Annotated in this window: 21 protein-coding genes and 1 pseudogene; 14 read left to right on the top strand and 8 right to left on the bottom strand. The window is 68.6% G+C overall.

Going from position 1 to position 21,503, the window contains the following annotated elements; translation table 11 throughout:
* Positions 1 to 641: 641 nt before the first annotated feature.
* The 6 genes from ABZS61_RS09135 (at position 642) to ABZS61_RS09110 (ending at position 5,258) form a co-directional block, all read left to right on the top strand.
* Positions 642 to 1,016, top strand: coding sequence for a hypothetical protein (locus tag ABZS61_RS09135; RefSeq protein ID WP_356417502.1), 375 nt, complete (start codon positions 642 to 644; stop codon positions 1,014 to 1,016).
* A 93-nt stretch (positions 1,017 to 1,109) separates the two neighbouring features.
* Positions 1,110 to 1,403, top strand: coding sequence for a helix-turn-helix domain-containing protein (locus ABZS61_RS09130; RefSeq protein WP_356417501.1), 294 nt, complete (start codon positions 1,110 to 1,112; stop codon positions 1,401 to 1,403).
* Between the two features lie 914 nt (positions 1,404 to 2,317).
* Positions 2,318 to 2,878: a hypothetical protein gene (locus tag ABZS61_RS09125; protein WP_356417500.1), complete on the top strand. Its 561-nt coding sequence runs from the start codon at positions 2,318 to 2,320 to the stop codon at positions 2,876 to 2,878.
* Positions 2,879 to 2,985: 107 nt separating this feature from the next.
* Positions 2,986 to 3,234, top strand: a complete 249-nt coding sequence (locus tag ABZS61_RS09120; protein ID WP_356417499.1) for a hypothetical protein — start codon at positions 2,986 to 2,988, stop codon at positions 3,232 to 3,234.
* A gap of 289 nt (positions 3,235 to 3,523) precedes the next feature.
* Positions 3,524 to 4,477 carry a hypothetical protein gene (locus ABZS61_RS09115; protein WP_356417498.1) on the top strand — a complete coding sequence of 318 codons (954 nt, stop codon included), beginning with the start codon at positions 3,524 to 3,526 and terminating at the stop codon, positions 4,475 to 4,477.
* 652 nt (positions 4,478 to 5,129) lie between these two features.
* Positions 5,130 to 5,258: a hypothetical protein gene (locus tag ABZS61_RS09110; RefSeq protein ID WP_356417497.1), complete on the top strand. Its 129-nt coding sequence runs from the start codon at positions 5,130 to 5,132 to the stop codon at positions 5,256 to 5,258.
* Positions 5,259 to 5,374: 116 nt separating this feature from the next.
* Here the strand turns inward: ABZS61_RS09110 and ABZS61_RS09105 are convergent, their stop codons facing one another.
* Positions 5,375 to 6,136, bottom strand: a complete 762-nt coding sequence (locus tag ABZS61_RS09105) for a PIG-L deacetylase family protein (RefSeq protein ID WP_356417496.1) — start codon at positions 6,134 to 6,136, stop codon at positions 5,375 to 5,377.
* 145 nt (positions 6,137 to 6,281) lie between these two features.
* On the opposite strand from ABZS61_RS09105, the gene ABZS61_RS09100 reads away from it, so the two are divergent.
* Positions 6,282 to 7,025, top strand: coding sequence for a phosphotransferase (locus ABZS61_RS09100; protein WP_356417495.1), 744 nt, complete (start codon positions 6,282 to 6,284; stop codon positions 7,023 to 7,025).
* Between the two features lie 122 nt (positions 7,026 to 7,147).
* Here ABZS61_RS09100 and ABZS61_RS09095 read toward each other — a convergent pair whose 3' ends face one another.
* From ABZS61_RS09095 to ABZS61_RS09085, 3 genes are all read right to left on the bottom strand, one after another.
* Positions 7,148 to 7,309 (bottom strand): hypothetical protein, encoded by a 162-nt coding sequence (locus tag ABZS61_RS09095; RefSeq protein WP_356417494.1) that lies wholly within the window; start codon positions 7,307 to 7,309, stop codon positions 7,148 to 7,150.
* 177 nt (positions 7,310 to 7,486) lie between these two features.
* On the bottom strand, positions 7,487 to 8,140 hold the full coding sequence (locus ABZS61_RS09090) for a hypothetical protein (RefSeq protein WP_356417493.1): 654 nt from the start codon (positions 8,138 to 8,140) through the stop codon (positions 7,487 to 7,489).
* A 467-nt stretch (positions 8,141 to 8,607) separates the two neighbouring features.
* Entirely contained in the window at positions 8,608 to 8,940 is a 333-nt protein-coding gene (locus ABZS61_RS09085; RefSeq protein WP_356417492.1) for a glycosyltransferase, read from the bottom strand.
* Between the two features lie 443 nt (positions 8,941 to 9,383).
* Between ABZS61_RS09085 and ABZS61_RS09080 the strand changes: the two genes are divergently transcribed.
* Both ABZS61_RS09080 and ABZS61_RS09075 read left to right on the top strand, forming a co-directional pair.
* A complete protein-coding gene (locus ABZS61_RS09080; protein WP_356417491.1) occupies positions 9,384 to 9,989 on the top strand; it encodes a GPP34 family phosphoprotein in 606 nt (201 codons plus the stop codon).
* A 587-nt stretch (positions 9,990 to 10,576) separates the two neighbouring features.
* Positions 10,577 to 11,467: an LLM class F420-dependent oxidoreductase gene (locus tag ABZS61_RS09075; protein WP_356417490.1), complete on the top strand. Its 891-nt coding sequence runs from the start codon at positions 10,577 to 10,579 to the stop codon at positions 11,465 to 11,467.
* 475 nt (positions 11,468 to 11,942) lie between these two features.
* Here ABZS61_RS09075 and ABZS61_RS09070 read toward each other — a convergent pair whose 3' ends face one another.
* Positions 11,943 to 12,623, bottom strand: a complete 681-nt coding sequence (locus ABZS61_RS09070) for a response regulator transcription factor (RefSeq protein ID WP_356417489.1) — start codon at positions 12,621 to 12,623, stop codon at positions 11,943 to 11,945.
* Positions 12,620 to 13,930 (bottom strand): histidine kinase, encoded by a 1,311-nt coding sequence (locus ABZS61_RS09065; protein WP_356417488.1) that lies wholly within the window; start codon positions 13,928 to 13,930, stop codon positions 12,620 to 12,622. The genes ABZS61_RS09070 and ABZS61_RS09065 overlap by 4 nt, the downstream gene beginning before the upstream one ends.
* Positions 13,931 to 14,145: 215 nt before the next feature.
* On the opposite strand from ABZS61_RS09065, the gene ABZS61_RS09060 reads away from it, so the two are divergent.
* The 3 genes and pseudogenes from ABZS61_RS09060 to ABZS61_RS09050 all read left to right on the top strand — a co-directional run.
* Positions 14,146 to 14,853, top strand: coding sequence for an ABC transporter ATP-binding protein (locus ABZS61_RS09060; RefSeq protein WP_356417487.1), 708 nt, complete (start codon positions 14,146 to 14,148; stop codon positions 14,851 to 14,853).
* Positions 14,850 to 17,207, top strand: coding sequence for an FtsX-like permease family protein (locus ABZS61_RS09055; RefSeq protein ID WP_356417486.1), 2,358 nt, complete (start codon positions 14,850 to 14,852; stop codon positions 17,205 to 17,207). Before ABZS61_RS09060 ends, ABZS61_RS09055 begins: the two co-directional genes overlap by 4 nt.
* Before the next feature lie 340 nt (positions 17,208 to 17,547).
* A pseudogene (locus ABZS61_RS09050) lies at positions 17,548 to 17,669 on the top strand (IS5/IS1182 family transposase); the annotation flags it as partial.
* Here the strand turns inward: ABZS61_RS09050 and ABZS61_RS09045 are convergent.
* Both ABZS61_RS09045 and ABZS61_RS09040 read right to left on the bottom strand, forming a co-directional pair.
* The gene (locus ABZS61_RS09045; protein WP_356417485.1) at positions 17,666 to 19,177 is read right to left on the bottom strand and encodes an oxidoreductase; all 1,512 of its coding nucleotides are present in this window, start codon (positions 19,175 to 19,177) and stop codon (positions 17,666 to 17,668) included. The pseudogene ABZS61_RS09050 and the gene ABZS61_RS09045 overlap by 4 nt on opposite strands.
* Positions 19,178 to 19,473: 296 nt before the next feature.
* Positions 19,474 to 20,136 carry a hypothetical protein gene (locus tag ABZS61_RS09040; RefSeq protein WP_356417484.1) on the bottom strand — a complete coding sequence of 221 codons (663 nt, stop codon included), beginning with the start codon at positions 20,134 to 20,136 and terminating at the stop codon, positions 19,474 to 19,476.
* A gap of 137 nt (positions 20,137 to 20,273) precedes the next feature.
* Here ABZS61_RS09040 and ABZS61_RS09035 point away from each other — a divergent pair, with 137 nt between their 5' ends.
* Together ABZS61_RS09035 and ABZS61_RS09030 are read left to right on the top strand one after the other, a co-directional pair.
* Positions 20,274 to 20,852 (top strand): GNAT family N-acetyltransferase, encoded by a 579-nt coding sequence (locus ABZS61_RS09035; RefSeq protein WP_356417483.1) that lies wholly within the window; start codon positions 20,274 to 20,276, stop codon positions 20,850 to 20,852.
* Positions 20,853 to 21,004: 152 nt separating this feature from the next.
* A complete protein-coding gene (locus ABZS61_RS09030) occupies positions 21,005 to 21,328 on the top strand; it encodes a nuclear transport factor 2 family protein (protein WP_356417482.1) in 324 nt (107 codons plus the stop codon).
* The last annotated feature ends 175 nt before the right edge of the window (positions 21,329 to 21,503 follow it).

Here is a 21,503-nt window from a genome sequence, read left to right as displayed (position 1 = left end):
CCGTCGAAGCCTGGAACGGAGATCACCGTGCTGTCCCACAGACTTGTACGCGAAGTCCTTGTCATCACCGTTCAAGAGGACCCGGGGGTGAGCGGGCGGGCGGGACTGGCCACTGAGATCACGGACCTCGTCCATGCTCACCGGCCCTCGCCCGTGCTTGTCGTACTCGACGACGCCGCAGCCGCCCCTGCGACTGCCTCCGCCGTCCTCCGTGCACACCGTCAGTGTCGCGATCTGGACACACTGCTGTCGGTCGCCACCCACGATGCCGCCACGCGACGCCTCTTGGAAGACAATGCCGACTCAGGTGGGTCGAGGCTGGTCGTCCATGCTCGAGTTGATGTCGCGATCGAATCGGCCAGCATCGCAGCCTCGCCGCCTTCCGCCAGGGCGAGCACCGAGCGGATCGGGACATCTGCGGCCTGAGGCGGTACCGCTTGCCGCGTCGAACACGTGACGGGTCTGCAGGTCGAGACGAGTGAGGCCCGCCCCTCCCCCCGGTAACCCTGCCGACGTAGACGGTCCTGGCACCGAAGAGACACTGAGCATCGGTGAACTCAGGTTCGCGAACCAGAGGTCTCAAGAGAAACAAGCCGTGGAGAAGTCGGGCAACAGCACCGCACAAACGGCATGATGCAGTGATGACTGAGACCCGACGGGTAGCGCTGGCCGACGTGCTCAGCGTTACCACACCGCACCTCCTGTCCACCCGAGAGAGGGATGGCCTCACCGACCTCCTCAACTGGATGACGGACGACAGTTTGGAGTTCTGGCAGCTCCAGCGAGCAGCCGATGTGTGCGCGCCTGCCCTGATCACTCAGCACCCGGCGCTCGAGGGATTGGCTCCTCCACCCGGATGCAGCAAACCCGCGCTCCGCCTGTGGCTGTCGCAGGTCGAGAAGCTGCATGGCAAGCAGCTGGAGGTGGCGCGCCTCCCGGAGTGGAGCCATGAGGATCCGGAGCAGGAGCTGGTGGACCGCCTCGACCTCGTCCACCTGCCCACCGCCGACCAGTGACCTGAGTCGCAGGTCGTCGTCGGTTGTCTATGAGTCGTCCGGTCCGAAAATGCCGCCGTTGTCGGTGACCGATGCCCAGCGGGCTGTGCTGGAGTGCGCGGAGGGACACCCGATTCTGGATGTGTCCCGGCGGCTGAATGTTGCTGCGGACACGGTCCGCACCTGGCGGCGGGGTTTGTAGAACGTGGCCTGGACGGTCTGTCCGACGAACCGCGGTCGGGTGCCCCGCGGAAGACCAGTGACGCCGGCGTCGAGCGGGTCATCGCCAAGACACCCGAGGAGAGTCCGAAGAACGCCACCCACTGGTCGACCCGGTCGATGGCGGCTGCCACGGGCATGTCGCAGTCGGCGATCTCCCGGATCTGTCGACTCTGGTTGGTCGAATGACTAGGGGTGGGGGTTCCTCTCGACTGAAGCCGGAATCCCTGATGCGCCTGCGAACGCCGCGTCCGGGCCACAAACGGCCCAGGTCCGCGTGGGTCAGAAGTGCAACGATGGAGCCATCTCTGCGCACCTGCACCGTAGCGAGCGCACTTCGGGACAACAGCTGCTCATCAGCGAGGACCAACGCGTCTCGCAGTTGGGCCGCCTGGCCGAGGCAGATCAAAGCATGCTGTTGGTCAAGCGTCCGGACCTGGTAGGTGTCCTGCCGGCACGGTTCATCGAGCGTACGCACGTCGAATCGTGAGACCGCAAGGACTGGTCGTTGCCGGTTGAGTACCTCAACGTTGTCGGCGATGCCCTTGCGGATCCAGAAGCTCGCAACGCCCAAGGCTTGGGCCAGACCGTTCACCCCTGTCACGTCCAGCAGGTTCGGGGGGCCTTCCACTTCCGGTCGCGTGACATCGCGCCGGAACTGATAGATCGGCTCATCGGATTCTATGCATCCTCCACGTGTTGCCTCCAGTATGTCTGCCGGCCGGACCGCACGCCCGCCCGCCCGCCCACGGATGGGATTTCACGAGCAGCCCCAACCCTCTCCCTCAAGGGGACTGAACCCCTTGACCATTCACCGGGCACGCCTGATTTCAGAGCCCGAATCGAACTGGCCCTGTAGTGCCCGCTCCGCCGCGAGGCGGTTGTCTCGGCCCTGCCGGTGCATGCCCCTGACAGGCGCTGTGCGGGCGGGCCTCCTCATCCGCCCCTCGGCGCCGGGCTGCTCAGATTCCGCTTCAAGCGTTGTCAGCTGTGGGTGCGTTGATCCCCCAAGCGCGCGTGAGCTCGCCGTTCTCTTGACGTGGGGGGCGCGAATGGACACGTGGCAAGATTTGTCAGCGTCGGTGGAGGAGCGGCTGGCGGCCATGTCGTCCGGCGAGCGTGGAGTGTTCGCCGCCGGCACCGCCGAACGGCTCATGGGCCGGCATGAAGCACTGCCCAAGGAGGAGCAGGCTTCGTTCACGATAAGCCTGCGGCCCCTGCTGAACTCCGTGTGGGAGGCCTCGCTCGGGGACTCGACCGCGTTCACGGCCGTGAAGCGGGGGGTGGCCGAGTACATGCTCAGCGACTACTGCCACAACGACGGCCAAGACGGTCCCGACGATGCGGACGAGAACGCTGCGGCCGCGACGCTCCATGCCGCGCACGCCTACCTGTTCGAGTGCAGGGACTTCGCGGTCTGGGTCAGCCGACGGGCCGTGGATGCTGTGGACGAGCACCTTCAGTACCTCACCGAGCAGGACGAGGACGCGGACATACCCGACCTCGACGAGGCAACCGTCGCCGAGCTCCAGCGACAGCTGCGGGATCTCGACCTCATCGCGAACTACTCGAAGGACCTGCGCTACTCCATCCTGGGACTGCCCATCGACACATCGATCCGGCTCCGTGTGGAACTGCGTGCTCCTCTCTCCACGTGCGGCTGACGGGGCGGGGAGCCTGTCAGGGGTTCCGGCGTCCAGCCTCAGTGGCCTGGCAGCGGTAGAACTCCGGCCGCTGGGGAACGATCGACCATGCGACCGCGACGCTCCGGATGACTACGGAGCCGAAGCAGAAGATGGACGGCCTGCGCGAGAAGCTGGGCGACGACATGCCTGTCTACGCGGACGTGTGGGTCGACGGGAAGGGGCACGCGGTCCAGGCCCGGCTGTCCTGTTTCGGCGGCATGAAGGCCATGGCGACGATGACACTGTGGGACTTCGGGACGCCGGTGAAAGTCGACGCGCCGTCGCTCGAGCAGGTTGTCCCTGTGACGGCGGGCAAGGACGTGCTGCTGGCCTGAGTGGATCGAGCCCGGCACGGGAGCCGCCCCGGGCGACAGTCAGGACCAGGGGTCGGCAAGGGAACCTCATCACCGGCCGGCGCGGTCGGGCGGACCGTTCTCCCCGCGCGTATCCGGGTTGTCACAGCGCCACTTCCGAACGTCCTTGGAGGGTTCTCATGACCCGCACCCCACCACCCCGCCACGTCCCCTCGATGCAGAAGCGGCCTTCCCTGCCCTTGCAGCCCACCGGCGCACAGCCACCCGGCTGCACCCTCGTCACGGCACTCCTACGGTCCAGGAAAGTTCTGTGGCGGGCCCTTTGCTGTGGCCGGCCGACGAACCGTGGCCGGTGTGCACGTCCGTACACGCGAAGGGCAGGGGTCACCTCCTCGCCGACGTGCGGCTGCAGCGTCGGATCCAGGAGGACGCTCGGGGACGGGAGTACACCGAGGGCGAACAGCGCCTGGTCGACGGCATGGCCCGGGGCAACCACGTCCCGGGCCTTCGTGAGGACGACCCGTTGCCGATGCTGGCCGTTGCCCAGTTGTACGCACGAGAAGTTCCGGATCTTGTGGGACCCGTCGGCCAGGACCTCCTGCAGGTCTTCTGGTGCCCCTTCGAGGTGCACGGCGACGGCCGCACCATCGACGTCGTGCTGAAGTGGCGGCGCTCCGCCGACGTCGGCGCCGTACTCAGGCCGCAGCCTGAACAGCCAGTGGTCGGCCGCGCGGAATGCGTCCCGACCATGTGCGTCGTGCACCCTGAGCAAATCGTGGAGCACGAGTACGTCGGACTGCTGGACGAGGGACTCCAGGAGGAGATCGACGAGTGGGAGGAAGGGCTCCTCGACGAGGAGGGGGAGGATGAGCAGGGTCCTTCCTCATCGGCGAGCTACGGAACGTACGAGGAGTACGCGGCGGCGATGGCCGCGGCCCAGGCCGAGGAACCGGAGGAGGTCGGCTATATGAGCGATCTGTCGATCGCGCCCGGTTGGAAAGTCGGAGGTTTCGCCTCCTGGCATCTGAGCGATCCTGCTCCGGTCGGCTGCCAGGTATGCGGGGCAGCGATGCCACCCCTGCTCACCGTGGACAAGTGGGAGTGCGACGGCGCCTCACGCAGCTGGCTGCCGATCGAGGACCGGGTTGCCGACAACGACCCGCACGTACGCGACCCGGTCGGTGTCTACCTCGGCCGCGGCCTGATGCGCGTGCACACCTGCCCCACCGATCCGGCCCACCCACACCGCCTGAGCTTCCAGTAGGCCGTCCGGGCCGTGAAGCGTGGTTACGTCGTCGATGGTTACCAGGTTGCAGTGCCATCTGCTGGGGACGGCTTCGCAGGTCCCACGACGACTGAGCAGTGTCAGGCAACCTGAGGCAGCCCTCGGACTGCTCCAGAGCGTTGGTACCCTCCGCATCTACGGCGCGGCAGATGGGGAGATGATCGTGGGAGCAGAGCCGTCGAATCCTCCCGGCCGCTGGATCAGAGGGACTGGCTTCGGGGTCCTCTTCGGTGGGCTGACCGCGGTGGTGACCGTCGCTGCGATCGGGAGGGCGTGGGCTGCTTGTGACATCGGCAGCGCGGCTGCCAACAGCATGGCTCTGCTGTTTCTTGCGCCTCTGATATGGATCGCCGCTGTGGTTCCATGGGTGATCCTGCACAGCACACTCGGAAGACGTCATCGCTGGTCAGCACAGGCTGCAGGGCTCATCTTCACTCTGTGGTCCATCTGGTTCCTTGTCACATGGATCGGCTTGCCGGACTCCTACCCCTCCCCGCTGTGCCCGGCCAACGTCCCGCCCTGGTGGCCGAGCTTCATCCCGGCATGACTCCGGCGACGCCCGTGACGACCTTGGCGCCACTAGTGGAAATGTTCAACAGTCATCCCCGAACCAGCCGCTCTGTCCGCCGGAATGGCGGAGGAAAACGACGACGCGCTGGCCCTGTGCGGTCGGCTGCCGACGGCTCCTGCCCGTACCGAATGCAGTTCCGGACGGACCGGCTCGGTGCCGTCCCCGCTGTCCATGCTGGAGCCGAAGTGACGGACCTCGGAATTGGGCCGAGCGCCCTCCGCTGGCGATGGATGCTCATCCTACTGATTCGCGGACTGACCCCGGCTCAACAATTTTTGCGGCACATTCCCTCCGGGCGACCCGAGTCAGTCCTGCCCGGTTTCCGAGAAGAGGTCCGGTGGTGCCTGGAGGTCGTGAGCGCGGAACAGAACGGCGTGCTCGACGCCCATGGCCTTGCCGCTCATCGCGGTCAACTTCGGGATGAGGTCCCCGGGCGCGGGATGATCAGGGAGCGCGGCCAGGTACGCGGCGTGCGCCTCGAGGGAGGCGATGCCGCGGCGCAGCGGGTCACCCGTGACCTCGACGCCGTGGGTCGCGCCGGAGCCGGGGAATCCGGGAACGATGAACCAGCGAGCCGAGTGCGGTTCGAGGCCCTCCTCGTCGACCTGCTCCGGGAAGACCCACCGGTTGCCCGCGTCCCGCACCGCGTCGAGGGTCGCGAGCCCGGCCGCGCGGTGGTCGGCCTGGTCGAAGCCCCAGGGGGCCTCGATGTCGTAACCGGTGCCGAGTACGACGTCGGGCTTGAACCGGCGGATCTCCCGGCAGATGTCGCGGCGCAGGTCGAGGCCGTAGAGGAGCACGCCGTCCGGATGTTCGAGGATGGTCAGGTGCTTGACGCCGACGACGGCGCAGGCGGACCGCTGTTCGGCGACGCGCAGGCGTGCCGTCTCCTCGGGAGGGTTCGGCATGCCGGCCTCCCCGCGGGTGAGCAGGAGATAGCCGACCTCGATGCCGCGCGCGGTCCAGCGGGCTACGGCCGCCGACGTGCCGTACTCCATGTCGTCAGGGTGCGCGACGACGCAGAGTACGCGCTGGAAGGACTCCTCTGGCAGGGCAGGCACTGTCATGTCGGCCATCCTTCCGCATCGAGGCCCATGGTCCGCCGTGACGTGCCGGAGAGGAGGCCGCTGGACAGCAGGACGCGGCCGGCCGCGCCGTCACACGCGCTTGACCCGGCGACGCAGACAGTCATCCCCGGGATACTCGTCGCCCATGGAAGAGGTCAAAGTTGTCGTTGCCCATGCCGAGCGCGCGACCTTGCGGGTAGGCGACGTGTTCCTGAAGGTGGACTCCGATCAGGCGCGCATCGACGTCGAGGTCGAGGCGATGGCCCTGGTGCCGGTACCGACCCCAGAAGTCCTGTGGCGTAAGCCGCCCGTGCTCGCGATCGCCGCGGTTTCGGGGTCAGCACTCGGACGCCTCGGCGAGCCGTCGACCGCGTCCCCGGCGGCGTGGGCCGCGGCGGGTGCCGCCATCCGGAAGTTGCACGACGCGCCGCTGCCGCCCTGGCCCGGCCGGGGAAGGGGCCTCGACGGCTTGGCGGCGGAACTCGACGCCGAGTGCGAGCGGCTCGTGACGAAGGGCGTCCTGCCCGCCGACCTGGTCACCCGCAACCGCCAGGTCGCCGAGGCCGCGCTCCGGCCGTGGGCTCCGGTGTTCATACACGGCGACCTGCAGATCGCGCACGTCTTCGTCGACGACGACGAGGTCACAGGCATCATCGACTGGTCCGAGGCGGGCCAGGGAGATGCCCTGTACGACCTCGCCACCTTGACGCTGGGACACGAGGAGCACCTCGGCGACGTCATCGCCGGCTACGGCAGCGACATCGACATCGCCGTGATCCGCGCGTGGTGGTCGTTGCGAAGCCTGCTGGCGGTTCGCTGGCTGGTCGAGCACGGCTTCGACCCCTCCGCGCCGGGCTGTGAGATCGACGTGCTGAGATCCCGGATGTGAGGCTGCGCGGTCCCGCTGCTGCGAGAAGTTCGGACGCATCGAGCCAGCCATCTCCTGGGGTGCATCCCCTGCACTTGCTCCCGACGAAGTGCCGTGCGGAGCCGTCGCCGGAAAATGACGGCTCAGTCAGGGGTGACGTACGGGTGGATGTCGTAGCGGATCTCCCAGCGGAGGCGATTGCCGCCGGTGGTGATCGCGGAGACCGGGATTCTGTGCGCCTCGACGATCAGGTGGTGCTCGGCGGCGGTCTTGCCCCCGGTGACCGGCCGGACCAGAAGCCTCAATCTGTGAGCAGGCGTAGGGCGAACAGGCCGGTGGGACGAGGGGAGCGCCGGGCGGTCGCATGCCGGTCTGCGTGGTGTGGCGCGACGGCGCCCGTAGTGGGCTTGGGCACCGAGCGAGGTGGTGGTCGCGTAGAGCGCCCGAAGTATCCGGCGTCGTGGCGGCAGTTGTCTGTGTGCTCAGTCTGTGAGGAAGGCACCTTCGCAGCAGGCGCGGCAGACGAAGACGTAACCCAGCTGGCCCCCCAGGTTCATCGCTCTCTGCGCGGATTCCCCTTCCTCCAAATGTGCCGCGAATTCCGTCGTGCCGTTGCAGGAGGGACATGTGGGTAGTCGGTCGTCCTCGAGATAAGAAGGGCTGCCGCCGAGCGATCCCAGCACTTCGCGCTGCTTCCCGAATCGTTCTTCAGGCTCCCGCTTCCATCCCGAGCGGGCAAGGTCGTATGCATCAGGTGCGAGTTGTTCGTGGTCGTCGCTCTCTTCGGGGTCGAGCGTCACGACGTGGGTGCGGATGGCAGAGGTGGCGGGCAGCAGCGTCAGTCCCATCTCGGGCACGGCTACCGGCTGCAGTCCATACCGGGGGAACAGGTAGACCCGGTTCGCGCCCGAAGTCGCGTCCCAGGATTCACATGCGCCCGGGTCGTTCTGGCACACGAATACGGACAGGACGCCGTACTCGACGGGGAGGTGGGCAAAGAACTGCAGCGGCCCACCGCAGGTGTCCCCGCACAGGGGCCAGGTGAAATCTGCAGGAGCCAGCGGCACGCCCCCGGTGCGCGGGACGTCGGAGTCGGCCGGTGTGGTGCCGTCGTAGATCATCAGAGTTGTCTGCATGGCGACAGACTACGGACGGCCTAGGACACGAAAGCCTGCATGCCGTCACTCCAACGGTGCGGAACCCGCCCGCATGCTTCCACAACATTGCGCGAAACACGGCGGGCGACCGCCCTTCACACCGGAGCGCAACAGGAACCCGATCCAGGTAGGCAGCCCGCACCGACGTGAAATGATCGGCTTCCTCGGCGAACAGTCCCGGCGTCAGCGCGCGCTGCAGGTTCAGGACCTCGTCGGAACTTCCAGGGAAGTTCTGTGGGTGAGGCCCGAGTACGTCGTGACCCGACGAACTCGGGCAGCGCTGCAATAGCCGTGGCGCGTCCGTGATCGAACGCTGTGGCTGTTGGCCGGATGGCCGACAGCCACTTCATCGGCAGCATTGCCCACCGGATGGTGTCCAGTCCACGGGAAGCGGGGGTATGCGTAGGGGCGCACCTGCGGAGTGGACTGACGGGCCCGAGGGGCCGTCAGACGCGGACGAGTGCCTCGTACCGCATCCAGCCCACACCGTCGGCCGCCGCGTCGGTGCTGACGCGCGCATAGGTCACGTTGTACGAGTTGTCGACCCAACTGGCGTAGGAGCAGCCAGGGCCGGGGGCGCCGACAATGTCACCGGCCTGCTTGGTCTTCACGATCACGCTGTAGGGGTTCGGTTCCTCGTACACGCCGGCCGTCGGCCACAGAACCCTGTAGTCGCAGCTGGACTGCGACACCGCCACGGCGCCCTGCCCAGTTACGAGCACGCCGACGGCCGAAAGTGCGGTGGCGAGAGCCGCAACGGTGAGGAGTCTTGTGCGCATGGATGCTTGTTCTCCCAAGTTGATGGCAAGTCAGGGGCCACAGAATGACAGGCCGCTCCCCCATTCAGCTCACCGGGCCTCGCCTTCACCGTTGTGGAGAATGGCCACGTCGCACTCGAAGAACTGAGCACATCACGAGTAGAGGGTCCCGAGCCGTGCGCGACCTGGCCTGTCAGAAGCTTCCGCGAAGTACACCGGCTCCTGAAACGGCCCACCGCGCACCCCGTCCTGGTGGTCAATCCGAGCAGCGGCGTCAACCACCATGCGGTCCACTACTAGGGTGAGGGCGCAGGCAGAGACTTCCGCAGCCTCGCAAAAGGGCTTCGGCTGCGTGGGCGGGGGCGATACTGATCGTGGCAGTCGCTCCACCGCAGGACCGGCCTCGGACACGTGCCGGGGCGTTGGGTGCGCACCTTTGTCGATGTCTCCGAGGGGAGCCGTACATGACCACGGCGAAAGACCTTTTCATCATCTCCATGGACCCTGGCTCGACGCATTCCGTGGGGCAGGGTGACCTGTCGCTCGCGCTCGCGGGAGCCGAGCTGATCGATCTCATCGGTGCGGAGGCAGTCGCCGTGGAGGGCGACCGCATCGTGCCCGGTGGACTGCCGACGGTGGAGGACCGGCTCCTGGGCGAGGCGGCGGCAGACCTCACGCGGCAGGCGCCCTACGAGCGCATCGAGGACTGGCTGTGGCGCCGGGGCCAAGATCTCTCGGCCTCGTACCAGGCCGCCCTGGAGGAGGACGGTGAACTGGCTCGGAAGCGGACCGGTCGGTCGCCCTTCGGCTCGGAACGCGTGGAACCGGTCGATACGCCCGCGCACCGTCGGGCAGCGGACCGCTGGGAGGAGAAGGAACCCGTCCTTGCCGCCCTCGCCTCGGTCGTGGGCATCGCGGGCGCCGAGCCCGACGACGAGTCCGGACTCGATGACGAGGCGGTGACGACGGTGGTGGCCGTTGTCCACGACGCGGTGATGGAGCTGGAGGCCGTTCGCCAGAGGCGGTCCATCGAGAACGCGGCCTTCGCCAATCTCTGGCGCGGACCGTGAGCCGAGTACGGGTCCGGGGGCACGTTGAGCCGTAAGCAGATCGCGCGGCCGAGCCGCAGCGCCTGTTCCCCTCCGATGTGGCGAACAGGGTCTTGAGCGAACTCACTGCCGGAACCAACGGCTCCAGCAGCATCACTGTATCGGCGCGAGTGTCGGCGCTGTTGTCCAGCACCGGCCGAACGCCACGGAAGCAGAGCGCCCTTCACCGAGCGGCGCCCACCGCGTACTCCACGGGCGCTGTCCGCTTGTGACACCCCGGAAGGGAACCTCGTCTGCCAGGGCAAACACTCTGAGATGCAGCTGCTGTCCGACCGGAGGGGTAGCGCCGACCCGCACCTTCAGCCGATGCGGCACCGATCCCCAGCTCTGAGCACTGCAGGCGGCGAACGAAGCCAGTGCACGCGCTTCGTCACAGGTTCAATCGAGTATCACAGTCGGTCACTGCGCTCTCGAGGAACCGCGCCTTCGGGGAACACTCGTGTGCCGCCTCTGAGGCGCTGTGGAGGACTGCGCTGCTGCGCTCCATCCATCCGGATGAATCTCTGCGCAGCCGGGAATAGCGGACACGCACGCCTGTTGATCACACTATGACTTCTGAGACGCGCGAGGGATTCGGACGAGTCGGCATCTGGAGCGGTGCCCTGCACGGGGCGCGGGGAGACGACGCGGGAAAGGGGGCGATCGCGGAGGCGGTCGCCGAACTCGAAGGGCTGGGGTACGGCACACTCTGGATCGGAGGCAGTCCCTCCCCCGACGACGCTGCGGCTGTCATCGCCGCTACCCGCACGGTCACGGTGGCCACCGGCATCCTGAGCATCTGGGACCACTCCGCCGAGGAGGTGGCGGCGCGGATCGCGGCGCTCGACGCGAGCGGGCGGGGCCGATTCGTTCTCGGTCTGGGCGTCAGCCACGGCCCGATGGTTCCGCAGTACGCAAAGCCTTACAGCGCGATGGTGGCCTACCTCGACGGACTGGACGCCGCCGCCCCGCCCGTGGATTCCGGACGTCGGGTCCTGGCCGCGCTCGGACCGAAGATGCTGAAGCTCGCGACCGGCCGGGCACTGGGCGCGCACCCCTATCTCGTCACCACCGAGCACACCGCGGAGGCACGCGAGGCGCTCGGCCCCGACGCGCTGCTCGCCCCGGAGCTGACGGTCGTGCTCGACACCGACCTCGACCGGGCCCGCGCCACTGCGCGGAACATGCTGGGGATGTACCTCCAGCTGCCCAACTACACCGACAACCTGCTACGCCTGGGTTTCGCGCAGAGCGACTTCGAGGGCGGCGGCAGCGTCCGCCTCCTCGACGCCCTCTTCGCCCTCGGCGACGCCGAGCGTGTGAGGGCCCGGACGCGCGAGTACCTCGACGCCGGCGCCGACCACGTCGCGCTCCAGGTGCTCACCGCCGACGAGGGCGGCGCCGGCCTGCCCCGGGCCGAATGGCGTGAGCTGGCGGGGGTCTTCGCCGACGAGCTGTAGCGGACGGTTCGCACGGCAGGCCGGTCAGTCAAGAGTGATGACTGACCACCTGCCCGTGGCGTCGAGCACGGCGTCGGCGTGATCTCCATCAGGATGCCGCCGTGCGCCGCCGAGCAGTTCTGTGGGAGCCTGAGCGGTGGAGCGTTGGTGACTCGTAGGATCAGGAGCGGGATGGGGCTCGTAGCGCAGCGGTTGTCACGCCTTCACCGCATGTGGGAGGACGCCGGTTCGAATCCGGTCGGCCCCGTCCCATCCTGCTCGGTTGCGGTCGTGTGACTGCCTTCGAACTCATCGAACCGGGGCTGACCCGGTAACGCGCGGTTCATCGCCAACGCCCCGCTGCACCGGACCGGCAACGACCTTCAGCGTCACAGAAGTTGAGCCGGAGCCCTCTCTCGTGAGTGGAGCCGCGGCGATGACGACCGGCGGGATCACCCGCTCTGGAGCCAACTGCCGTCCGCGTCTGACCGATGGGCTACTGGTCGGCCTCACCCCCGCCGGCGCTGACCAGCCCTGTCTCGTAGGCGACGATGACGGCCTGGACCCGATCGCGGAGTCCGAGCTTGGCGAGGATGCGGGCGACGTGCGTCTTGACGGTTGTCTCGGCCAGGTGGAGGTGGGCGGCCAGTTCGGCGTTGCTCAGCCCTCGGGCCAGCAGGCCGAGTACTTCCAGTTCGCGCGGGGTCAGCGAGGCAAGGTCACGGTGGAGGGCCGCGGTGTCGCTGCCGCGCTGGGTGAACCGCTCCACGAGGCGGCGGGTGATGGCGGGCGCGAGGAGGGCGTCACCGGTACGGACCGTGCGGACGGCCGCGGTCAGGTGCTCGGGGGTGACGTCCTTGAGGAGGAATCCGCTGGCCCCGGCGGACAAAGCCGCATAGACGTACCGGTCGAGGTCGAAGGTGGTCAGGATGATGACGCGGGGTGTGTCGAGGGCGCCGGTGAGAATGCGGCGGGTGGCCTCCAGGCCGTCCATCTCGGGCATCCTGACGTCCATGAGGACCACGTCGGGTCTCGTGCGGCGGACCGCTTCGACCGCTTCGGCTCCGTTGGTCGCCTCGGCGACGACGTCGATGCCGTCGGCGCCGAGGATCAACCGGAATCCGGTGCGGACCAGAGTCTGGTCGTCGGCGAGGAGCACACGCGGCGGCTCGGTCACGTCGTCTCCAAGGGGATCAGGGCCTCCACACGGTACCCGCCGGTCAGACGCCGGCCGGTGTCCAGCGTTCCGTCGTAGACGGCGAGGCGCTCGCACAGACCGATCAGGCCCCGGCCGTTCCCCGCGACCGCGCCCGCGCCGGGGCGTCCACCGGTGTCGGTGACCTCCACCCGGAGCCGGTCCGGGCCGTATGCGACGGTCACGGCGGCCGTGGCGCCGGACGCGTGCTTCACCGTGTTGGTCAGGGCTTCCTGGACCACGCGGTAGGCGGCGAGTTCGACACCCGGCGGCAGGGGGCGGGGCGGGCCGGTCACCGTCAGGTCGACGTGCAGTCCGGTGTCCCGGACCCGTCCGACCAGCGTCTCCAGCTGGTCCAGGCCGGGTTGCGGGGCGAGCTCCACCACCGTACCCGCGATGTCCGCACCCCCGCATGCTCCCTCGTCCTCACTGCTCATGGTGAGCAGTCCCATGACGTGACGCAGCTCGGTCATGGCCGCCCGCCCACCAGCCTCGACGGCGAGCAATGCTTCACCGGCCTGCTCCGGAGAGGTCTTCATGATCTTGCGGGCGGCCCCCGCCTGGATGATCATCACGCTGACGTTGTGCGTGACGACGTCGTGCAGTTCGCGGGCGATCCTGGCCCGCTCGTGCTCGACGGCCCGGCGGAGTGCCTCGGCCTGTGCGCGTTCCAGGGCGGAGAGCCGGGTGCGGCCCTCGTCGGTTCGGCGTTTCCAGGTACGGAGGCCGACGGAGGCCCCCGCCATCGGGACCAGGATCAGCAGGGCGATGTACTCGTTGGGAACGATCGGTGTCACGGAGTTCCCCGAGGTTCCGACCAGGACGACCGACACCGGCAGCGCAGCCAGGGTCGCCACCCGGTACGGGCTGTACACGGCGGCGCTGTAGACGGCGATGACGAAAGCGTAGAAGGTCAGCCTCAGGACACTCTGCGGTGTCGCCAGTGTCGCGGCCGTCACGATGCAGAGGACGGCGAGCGGGTAGCGGCGGCGCAGCACCAGGGCGGCCGAGGCGATGAACGCGAGGGTCACCATGAAGGCCATGCCGCCGGGGCCGTTCGGGCGAGGCACGATGCGCTCCACGCCGGGTGCGATCTCCCGCACCACGACGTTGTCGGCGTTGTCGATGCCGTAGTAGACGGTGGCGATGCCGAGCGTCAGAGCCACCAGCACGTCGAACTGCCAGGCGCGCCGGGTGAGTCGTGGCGGCGGGCTGCCGGGAAGCCCGGCCTCGCGGACGGTCTGACGCGCGGCTTCCCGCAGCCTCTCCAGCGTCGTACGTGCGTTCATCACCTGCTCATTGTTGCCGTCGCCCGAACCTTCGGAGTCCGCCTCAGTGGTCGTTCCCGGAGCCTCGCATACATCGGACGCCTACATCGCAGGGATGACGCTCCGGCAGATCATCCCGATGCGGTACGGCAAAGGGTCCGGGCGGGCGACGCGCAGTTGCCGGGCGCGCTCTTAGCGTCCGAGGAGACCGATGCCCGTATCGAAGGAGCCCTTCCATGACCACGCCGGTGATCGAACTACGCGAGGTGAGCCGCCGCTACGACGACGGTCCACCGGCTCTGCATGAGGTGTCGCTGACCGTGCAGCCGGGCGAGGCTGTCGCGATCCTCGGGCCTTCCGGCAGCGGTAAGTCCACGCTCCTCAATCTGATCGCGGGGCTCGACCGGCCCGATACGGGGACCGTCACCGTGGACTCCGTGCGGGTGGACCGGCTCGGCGAGGCCGGGTCGGCGCTCTACCGGCGGTCGAAGGTGGGCATGGTCTTCCAGTTCTTCAATCTGCTCGACGATCTGACCGTCACGGACAATGTCGTACTGCCCGCGCGGCTCGCGGGCACGAGACGGAGGGAGTCGGATCGCCGGGCGGCGGAACTCCTGGAAACCCTCGGCATCGACCGGCACGCCCGCGCCTACCCAGGGCGGCTGTCCGGCGGCGAGCGCCAGCGCGTCGCGGTGGCCAGGGCGCTGATGAACCGGCCGCCGCTGCTCCTGGCCGACGAGCCGACCGGGGCTCTGGACACGGCCGCCGGACAGGACGTCAGCAGGCTGCTCACGGAGCTCAATGCCGAGGGCCAGACGATCCTCGTGGTCACCCACGACCCCGCCCTGGCCCGATCCTGCACCAACCGTACGGTCCGCATCGCCGACGGCCGGATCACCGAGGACGTCCGATCTCACGCCGTCGTCGCGGAGGCCGTCCGATGAGCGCGCTCGGTAAGGTGGTGCGCTCGGGGGTGGGACGACGCCGGGTACAGACGCTGGTGATCGGGCTCGCCACGATGATGGGGGTGGCCGCGTCCATCCTCGGTGGGTCGCTGCTGGTGGTGTCCGGCGCGCCCTTCGACCATGCTTTCGCCGAACAGCACGGCGCGCACCTGTCCGTGCAGTTCGACGCGGGCAAGGTGCGTGCCGGGCAGCTGTCGAAGTCCAGGGACGCCGAAGGGGTGAGCGGCGCAGCAGGGCCGCTCCGTACCGCGACGGTCACCCCACGGGCGAGTCGGTCCGGCCCCGCGTGGCCGATGACCGTGGTCGGCCGGGGCGATCCCGGCCGAGATCTGGACGAGTTGACGCTGATCGACGGGCGGTGGCCCGCCCGCCCCGGCGAGATCGTCCTGTCCGCCGGATCCGCGCTCATCCCGACCATGGGCATGGAGCTTGTCTTTGACGCTTTGCCGGGCGATCCGACGCTGAAGGTGGTCGGCACGGCCCGCTCGGTCACACAGACCGCCGACGCCTGGGTGGTCCCGGGCCAGATGGCGGCGCTCACCGCGCCCGGCAGCGGCGGCTACCAGATGCTCTACCGCTTCACCGAAGCCGACACTGCCGCGCAGATCGGTGCAGGCGGCAGGGCCGTAACGGAAACCCTCCCTCCAGGAGCGGCCGTCGGCGAACAGTCCTGGCTCACCGTCAAGAAGACCGCGGAGCGCGACACCGCCGTCTACGTACCGTTCCTCATCGCCTTCGGCTCCCTGGGCCTGGTCATGTCGGTGCTCACCGTAGGCAACGTCGTCGCATCGGCCGTGGGCACCGGAAGGCGCCGCATCGGCATCCTCAAGGCCGTCGGCTTCACCCCGGCCCAGATCGTGCGTGCCTACGTGGCCCAGGCGCTGATCCCGGCGGCGGTCGGCACGGCCCTCGGCGTCTTCGCCGGCCATCTGCTCGCCGTGCCGGTACTGGCCGAGACCGGGGAGGTCTACGGCGTCTCCTCGCCGGCCATCGCCCCTTGGGTCGACCTGACCGTGATCGCCGGAGTTCTCGGCCTCGTGGCGGCGACCGCGTGGGCGAGTGCCTGGAGGGCCGGCCGGCTGCGCACGGTCGACGCGCTCGCCGTCGGGCATGCCGCGTCGACGGAGCGCGGCCGGTGGGCGGCACGCCTGACGGGCGGGCTGCCGCTGCCGCAGTCGGTCGCCCTGGGCCTGGCACGGCCGTTCGCGAGGCCCGCTCGCGCGCTGGCCATGGGCACGGCGGTCCTGTTCGGCACCATCGCCGTGACGTTCACCGTGGGGTTGGTCGCGTCGCTCGGCGAGGTGATGAAGGCGAAGGCCCACGACGTCGCCGACGTCTCCGTGGCCCCACCCCTGCCGGCGTTCGGCCCGCAGGCCACCGGTCTCGAAAAGCAGCCCAGGGCCGATCCCGCCGCAGTCGCCGCGGCCATCGAGGCCGCCACCGGAACCCGGAAGTACTACAGCGCGGCGACGGTACGGGCGACCGTGTCCGGGGCGACCGGCATCGTCGACGTGATCGCCTTCACCGGCGATGCCTCCTGGGGCGGCTACACGATGGTCTCGGGCCGCTGGATCGACGAGCCCGGCGAGGCCGTGGTGCCCACCCAGTTCCTGGCCGCCTCCGGCATCCGGATCGGCGAGGCCGTCACCCTGAACGGAATCGGCGGCCTGGCAGGGCCGGTCACGGTCCGGATCGTCGGTGAGGTCCTTGACCCCCGTAACGACGGCATGCAGGTCTTCACCGACGCCTCGACCCTCGCGGCGGGGCATCCCGACCTGACGGAGACGAGCCATCACATCGCGGTCACGTCAGGCGCCGACGTCACCGGTTACGTCGACGCGCTGAACGAGGACCTGGCACCGCTCGGGGCCAGTGCTCGGACCGGCGGACTGGACGCCGGTGGCGACATGGTCGTCACGCTGAACGCGCTGTCGGGGATCCTCACGTTGATGCTCGTCGCCGTCGCGGCGCTCGGTGTGCTGAACGGCGTGCTGCTCGACACCCGCGAACGTGTCCGGGAGATCGGAATCCACAAGGCGCTCGGCATGACCCCCCGGCAGACCATCGCGATGGTCCTCACCTCGGTCGCCCTGACCGGACTGGTCGCCGGCGCTCTGGGCGTGCCGCTGGGTGTAACCCTGCACGGCTGGGTCCTCCCCGCGATGGGCGACAGTGTGGGGCTCCGCCTCCCCGACTCCGTCATCGCCGTCTACCACGGGGCTGAACTGCTCCCGCTCGCACTCGGCGGCCTGCTCATTGCCGCCCTGGGCGCCCTCCTGCCCGCCGGCTGGGCTGCGAGGGCCCGGACCGCCACGGCTCTGCGCAGCGAATAGTCCGCAAGGAGATGTCGGCCGTGAGCTGTTGCGGCGTCCGACCCGACCCTCACCGCAACTACCGGCGGCGGGGGCGGGCCGCCGCTCTGCGGAGGTGGGGGGCTGGCCGCCGCGCTGCGGAGCGGCCGGTGGCCCGTCGATGACTCGGCCGCGACGGCGATCGACGGCTGCCCGACGGGCACCGGCCTCACTGCGGCGGCGGGATCGTCGGAGCATGCCGAAGAAGCGCTGCCCCCGGCTCGGCCGCCCCGTCGACGTGAACCCTCTGATCGCCTGCATGGGTACCGACAACGGTCAGGGCTCGGCACTCAACGCGGGGTCGTGGAGCGCGTTTGGCCACCTTCACTGGTACCGCCGCCTGCGATCCGCTGGTAGGTCCGCGACGATATCCACGAAGCCCTCCTCACCTTGGGGTGCGCACTCATCTGCTGGCGACGGTTGGCCTCGACTGTCGATCGCTAGTTCTTCTGCAGGGTGCGGGTGACACCGGCGAGGACGGCGGTCGTGAGCATCCAACCGAAGGCGATCAGCAGGTAGGCCAACCACTGGAGGCCGTCGTCCGACCAGTACCACCCCCCGCGCTGTCCCAGACCACCGATGGGAATCAAGAGGTCGAGTGTGTAGACCAGAGGCTGGAACGGAGCGCCTTCACCCGGCTTCACCGGGATCGGAGGGTGGGTACTGAAGGCTAGGGTGCCCAGCATGGTCAGTGTCAGGAGCCAGACGCCTGCCAACCAAGGCCGGTAGCCATAGCCGACGGTCACATCGAGCAGGCGCCCCCACGCCCGTGCCGACAGGGACAGGGTGAGGCGCCGGTGGCGCTGTTTCGCCAGAAGCACGCGGCGGGCGTCGTCGTCATGGCCGATCTGGCGGTACCAGCCCGCCAGTTGCTCGTACGGCTGCGGGGCGTAACCGGGATTCCGACGGACCCACGCCAGGCGGCGGGCCACCTCGTCCCTGACGGGTGTTTCGCCTTGGCCCGCTGTGTACGGCGTATCCAGGAATCGGATGGAGCCGTAGGTGAAGCCTTCCAGAAGCACCCTCTCCGGCCAGCTCCGCTCGCTGTCCTGGCACCAGGTGGCCTGTGCGGACCGGAGGTCCACCAGCCCCGCGAGCGGCACTGCGGTTCGGCAGTCGAATTCCCCTACCTGCATCGCCACGCAGTCCAGGACTGCGGCGTCCCCGTTCAGGCGGGCTCCCCCGAAGGTCAGCAGACCTTCTATGCGAGCCCTGCGCAGCCGCACACTTCCCTGTGCGATGAATCCCTGCGAGCAGTCCACGGTCGAGGCGGTCACACCACCTGCGGCAAGCGCGACGCCCCCGGTGTTCTCCAGTCGCGCGCCTTGCAGGAACAGGCCGCTGGTCAGCCGCGCGCCAGGCACCCGGAAGCCGCCTCTTGTGGTGAGCCGCCGGGCGAAGACGCCGCCGTCCAGGGCGAGGCCTCCCGCGAGCACGGCCCATTCTTCCGGGCTTGAGATCTTGGCATCCTCAAGCAGGAGGTTCCCGGTCATACGGGCATTGACGAGTATGAGGGAGCCGCCTTCGATGGCCGACCGCCTCAGATCCAGGCCGCCCTCGATCCGGGCGAGTTCGGCATCGATCCCCGCAACCCAGCTGTCCGTGATCTCGATCGCCCGCGTCGTGGCCCCGTGCAGCCGCACCGCCTCGTCCAGTCGGCAGCCCTTCAGCGAGAACGCGTGACAGATTTCCGCCCCGGACAACTCGAGGCGGCCGGTGATACGCGTCCCGGCGAGACGCAGGGCGGCTACACCACCAGACCGATGGTCGTTCGCGCCGAGCAACAGCGCCGCTACGACGGCCGCGCGGACCGTGCGTTCAGGACCCCAACGAGCACCCGCGGAGGGAGCGTCCGCGTCGGGCGCGCCCGTGCGCAGATCGACTGGCCGCCCCTCGGGGAAGGCGTCCCACAGCTCACGCTCCGGAGGGGTCAACTCGGTATATGACAGCACCTATGCAGGGTAATGATCTTCTCACCCGGTCGTACACCAACCAGGAATCACTTCATTCTGTTGGGAGTTCTTGTACACAGACAATCCGAACGCCGCGTGCGGTCGCGTCCCCGGGCACGACAACGCGTCCGACTCGCTGGAGTCCTGAGTGTCCTGCTCCGCGACCGTGCAGCGAGCCGCGACGTCACCAGGGTGCCCAAGTGGGCTGCGGTCTCGATACGGTTGCGCGTCAGCCACACCCGCGAAGGAGATCGAGGTCTCATCGCGCCCGCCCCGCCCTGCGTGTCCGTGTCCGGTCACCAACCGAGCAGGGGTCCCCCGAGCACTCGCGCGCCGACCTGCCCTGCCAGCCACTCCGCCCCCGTGGTGGGGAAAGCGCTCCCCTTCGACAGGTGCACGAAAACCGTGTGGTCGTGAGCGGGGCGCTCCCAGTCGAGATCGTCACTGTTGAACACGGCCTGAATCCCCTCGAACATGGGGTCCGCCACGAGGCCGAGTTCCGGGACGTCCGGCCAGGCACCTGCCCAGTCGATCGTGGCTGGCCCCGCGCCGAGGGCCTGGACGAAGGACTCCTCCAGCTCATCCACCGGCATTTCGACATCCAGGATGAGCGGCAGCAAGGCCTGGAACTCGTCCGTGTCCGCCGGGAACGTATCCGCCCGGAATTCGTGAGTCGACCACTCCGGGTCGAACGGCGCCCCCTCTGCTTCGTAAAGAGCGTTCGGCAGTATGTGCACCATGCGCAACACGTCGTCGATCGTCTGCAGTTCGGCGCCCAGACGGACGGTCGGCTTCTGCCAGGACATCAATGTACGCAGCCGCTGAGCCAGCGCGAACGTATCTGCTGGACTGCTGCTTCTGAGGACGGGATATGCCTTGGAGTGGCCCATGATCCCCACGATGTCACGATCGCCGACCGAGTCCTCGGCGAGAATGACAGGCAGAACGTCACCCTTCACGACGCAGAACGATGTCCATGACCAACCCACAGGGGCGCCCCGCCGCACCGGCCTGCCCTCCCCCACCACACGTCCCCCGCACTCCTCAGGCCCCTTCCTTCGGATCACTCCCACGGCTGTGCGATACGTTGCCCGTCATGATCGGACTCGGACCCGTGGCCTGGCCACCTGCCCCGATACGGACCGAACGGCTCGTGCTCCGCGAGTCCGAGGCCCGAGACCGTGCGGCGTTCATCGAACTGTTCGCTTCGCAAGAGGTGCACACCTACCTCGGTGGCCCTCGACCGCGCGATGAGCTCGAACGCGCGGTGCCAGAGGTGCCGGGACGGCGCCACGGCCTCTTCGTGATCGATCTCGACGGAGCGATGATCGGCATGGTCACGCTCGATCGGCGCGATGCAGAACGTCCGGGGCACGTCCGGCCGGATGCCGGTGAGGCCGAGATCGGTTACACATTCCTGCCGGAAGCGTGGGGATGCGGGTACGCCGCCGAAGCGTGTGCGGCGGCACTCGCCTGGTTCGCCGACGCGCTGCCCGGCGAGTCGGTGGTGCTCTGCACCCAGAGCGCCAACGGCCGCTCGATGCGCCTCGCGGCCAAGCTGGGGTTCACCGAGGTGGAGAGGTTCGAGGAGTTCGGCGCCGAGCAGTGGTTCGGCGTGTGGCCTTCACCCAAACAGGCCGGTCGAACGTGGTGCACGAGGTGCCCGAGGGAGTAGGGAACGCCGGCCTGCATGGAAGTCGGCCGGTGTCCGTGATGCGGTGACACGCGGTGGAGACGCGAATGAGTGAGGGTCGGCGTCCCGGCCCTGTCCACGGTGTTCCCTGGTCGCACACGCGCACCGTAGACACGCACGACCAGGAGGCCCCTGTGCTCGACCCGGCCCAGCTGACCGACCCCGCCGTCCGCGCCTTCGTCTCCGCCGTCAACGCCGGGGACCGGGATGCGTTCGAAGCGCTCCTCGCCCCCGGCGCGACCATGTCCGACGACGGCTCGAACCGCAATCTCGCCGAATGGGCGGACAGAGAGATCTTCTCTTCCAGCGGCCACATGGCAATCGCGTCCGAGTCCGACGGCGGTCGCGGCCTGATCGTCGACTATCGGAACGACACCTGGGGAGAAATGCGCACCGCGTGGCGGTTCGATGTGACGACCGACGGCCACATCAGCCGGTTCGAAACGGGCCAAGCCTGAGTGGTTCCTGACAAAGGCGCTCGACGCGGCAGGGGTGACGAGGAAGTGGCAGGGCGGACGGCAGGGAGTTCGTCCTGCGCGGCACGTCAGGCAATGGGATGAAGCATGCCCTGGCAGCCATCCGTCCATGGTGCGGTACGAAGGACTCCATCCGATCAGGCTGACATGACCGAAT

Origin of the sequence: Streptomyces sp. NPDC005566 (assembly GCF_040605575.1) — a bacterium.
GTDB lineage: Bacteria > Actinomycetota > Actinomycetes > Streptomycetales > Streptomycetaceae > Streptomyces.
This window is presented reverse-complemented; position numbering and strand designations above follow the sequence as displayed.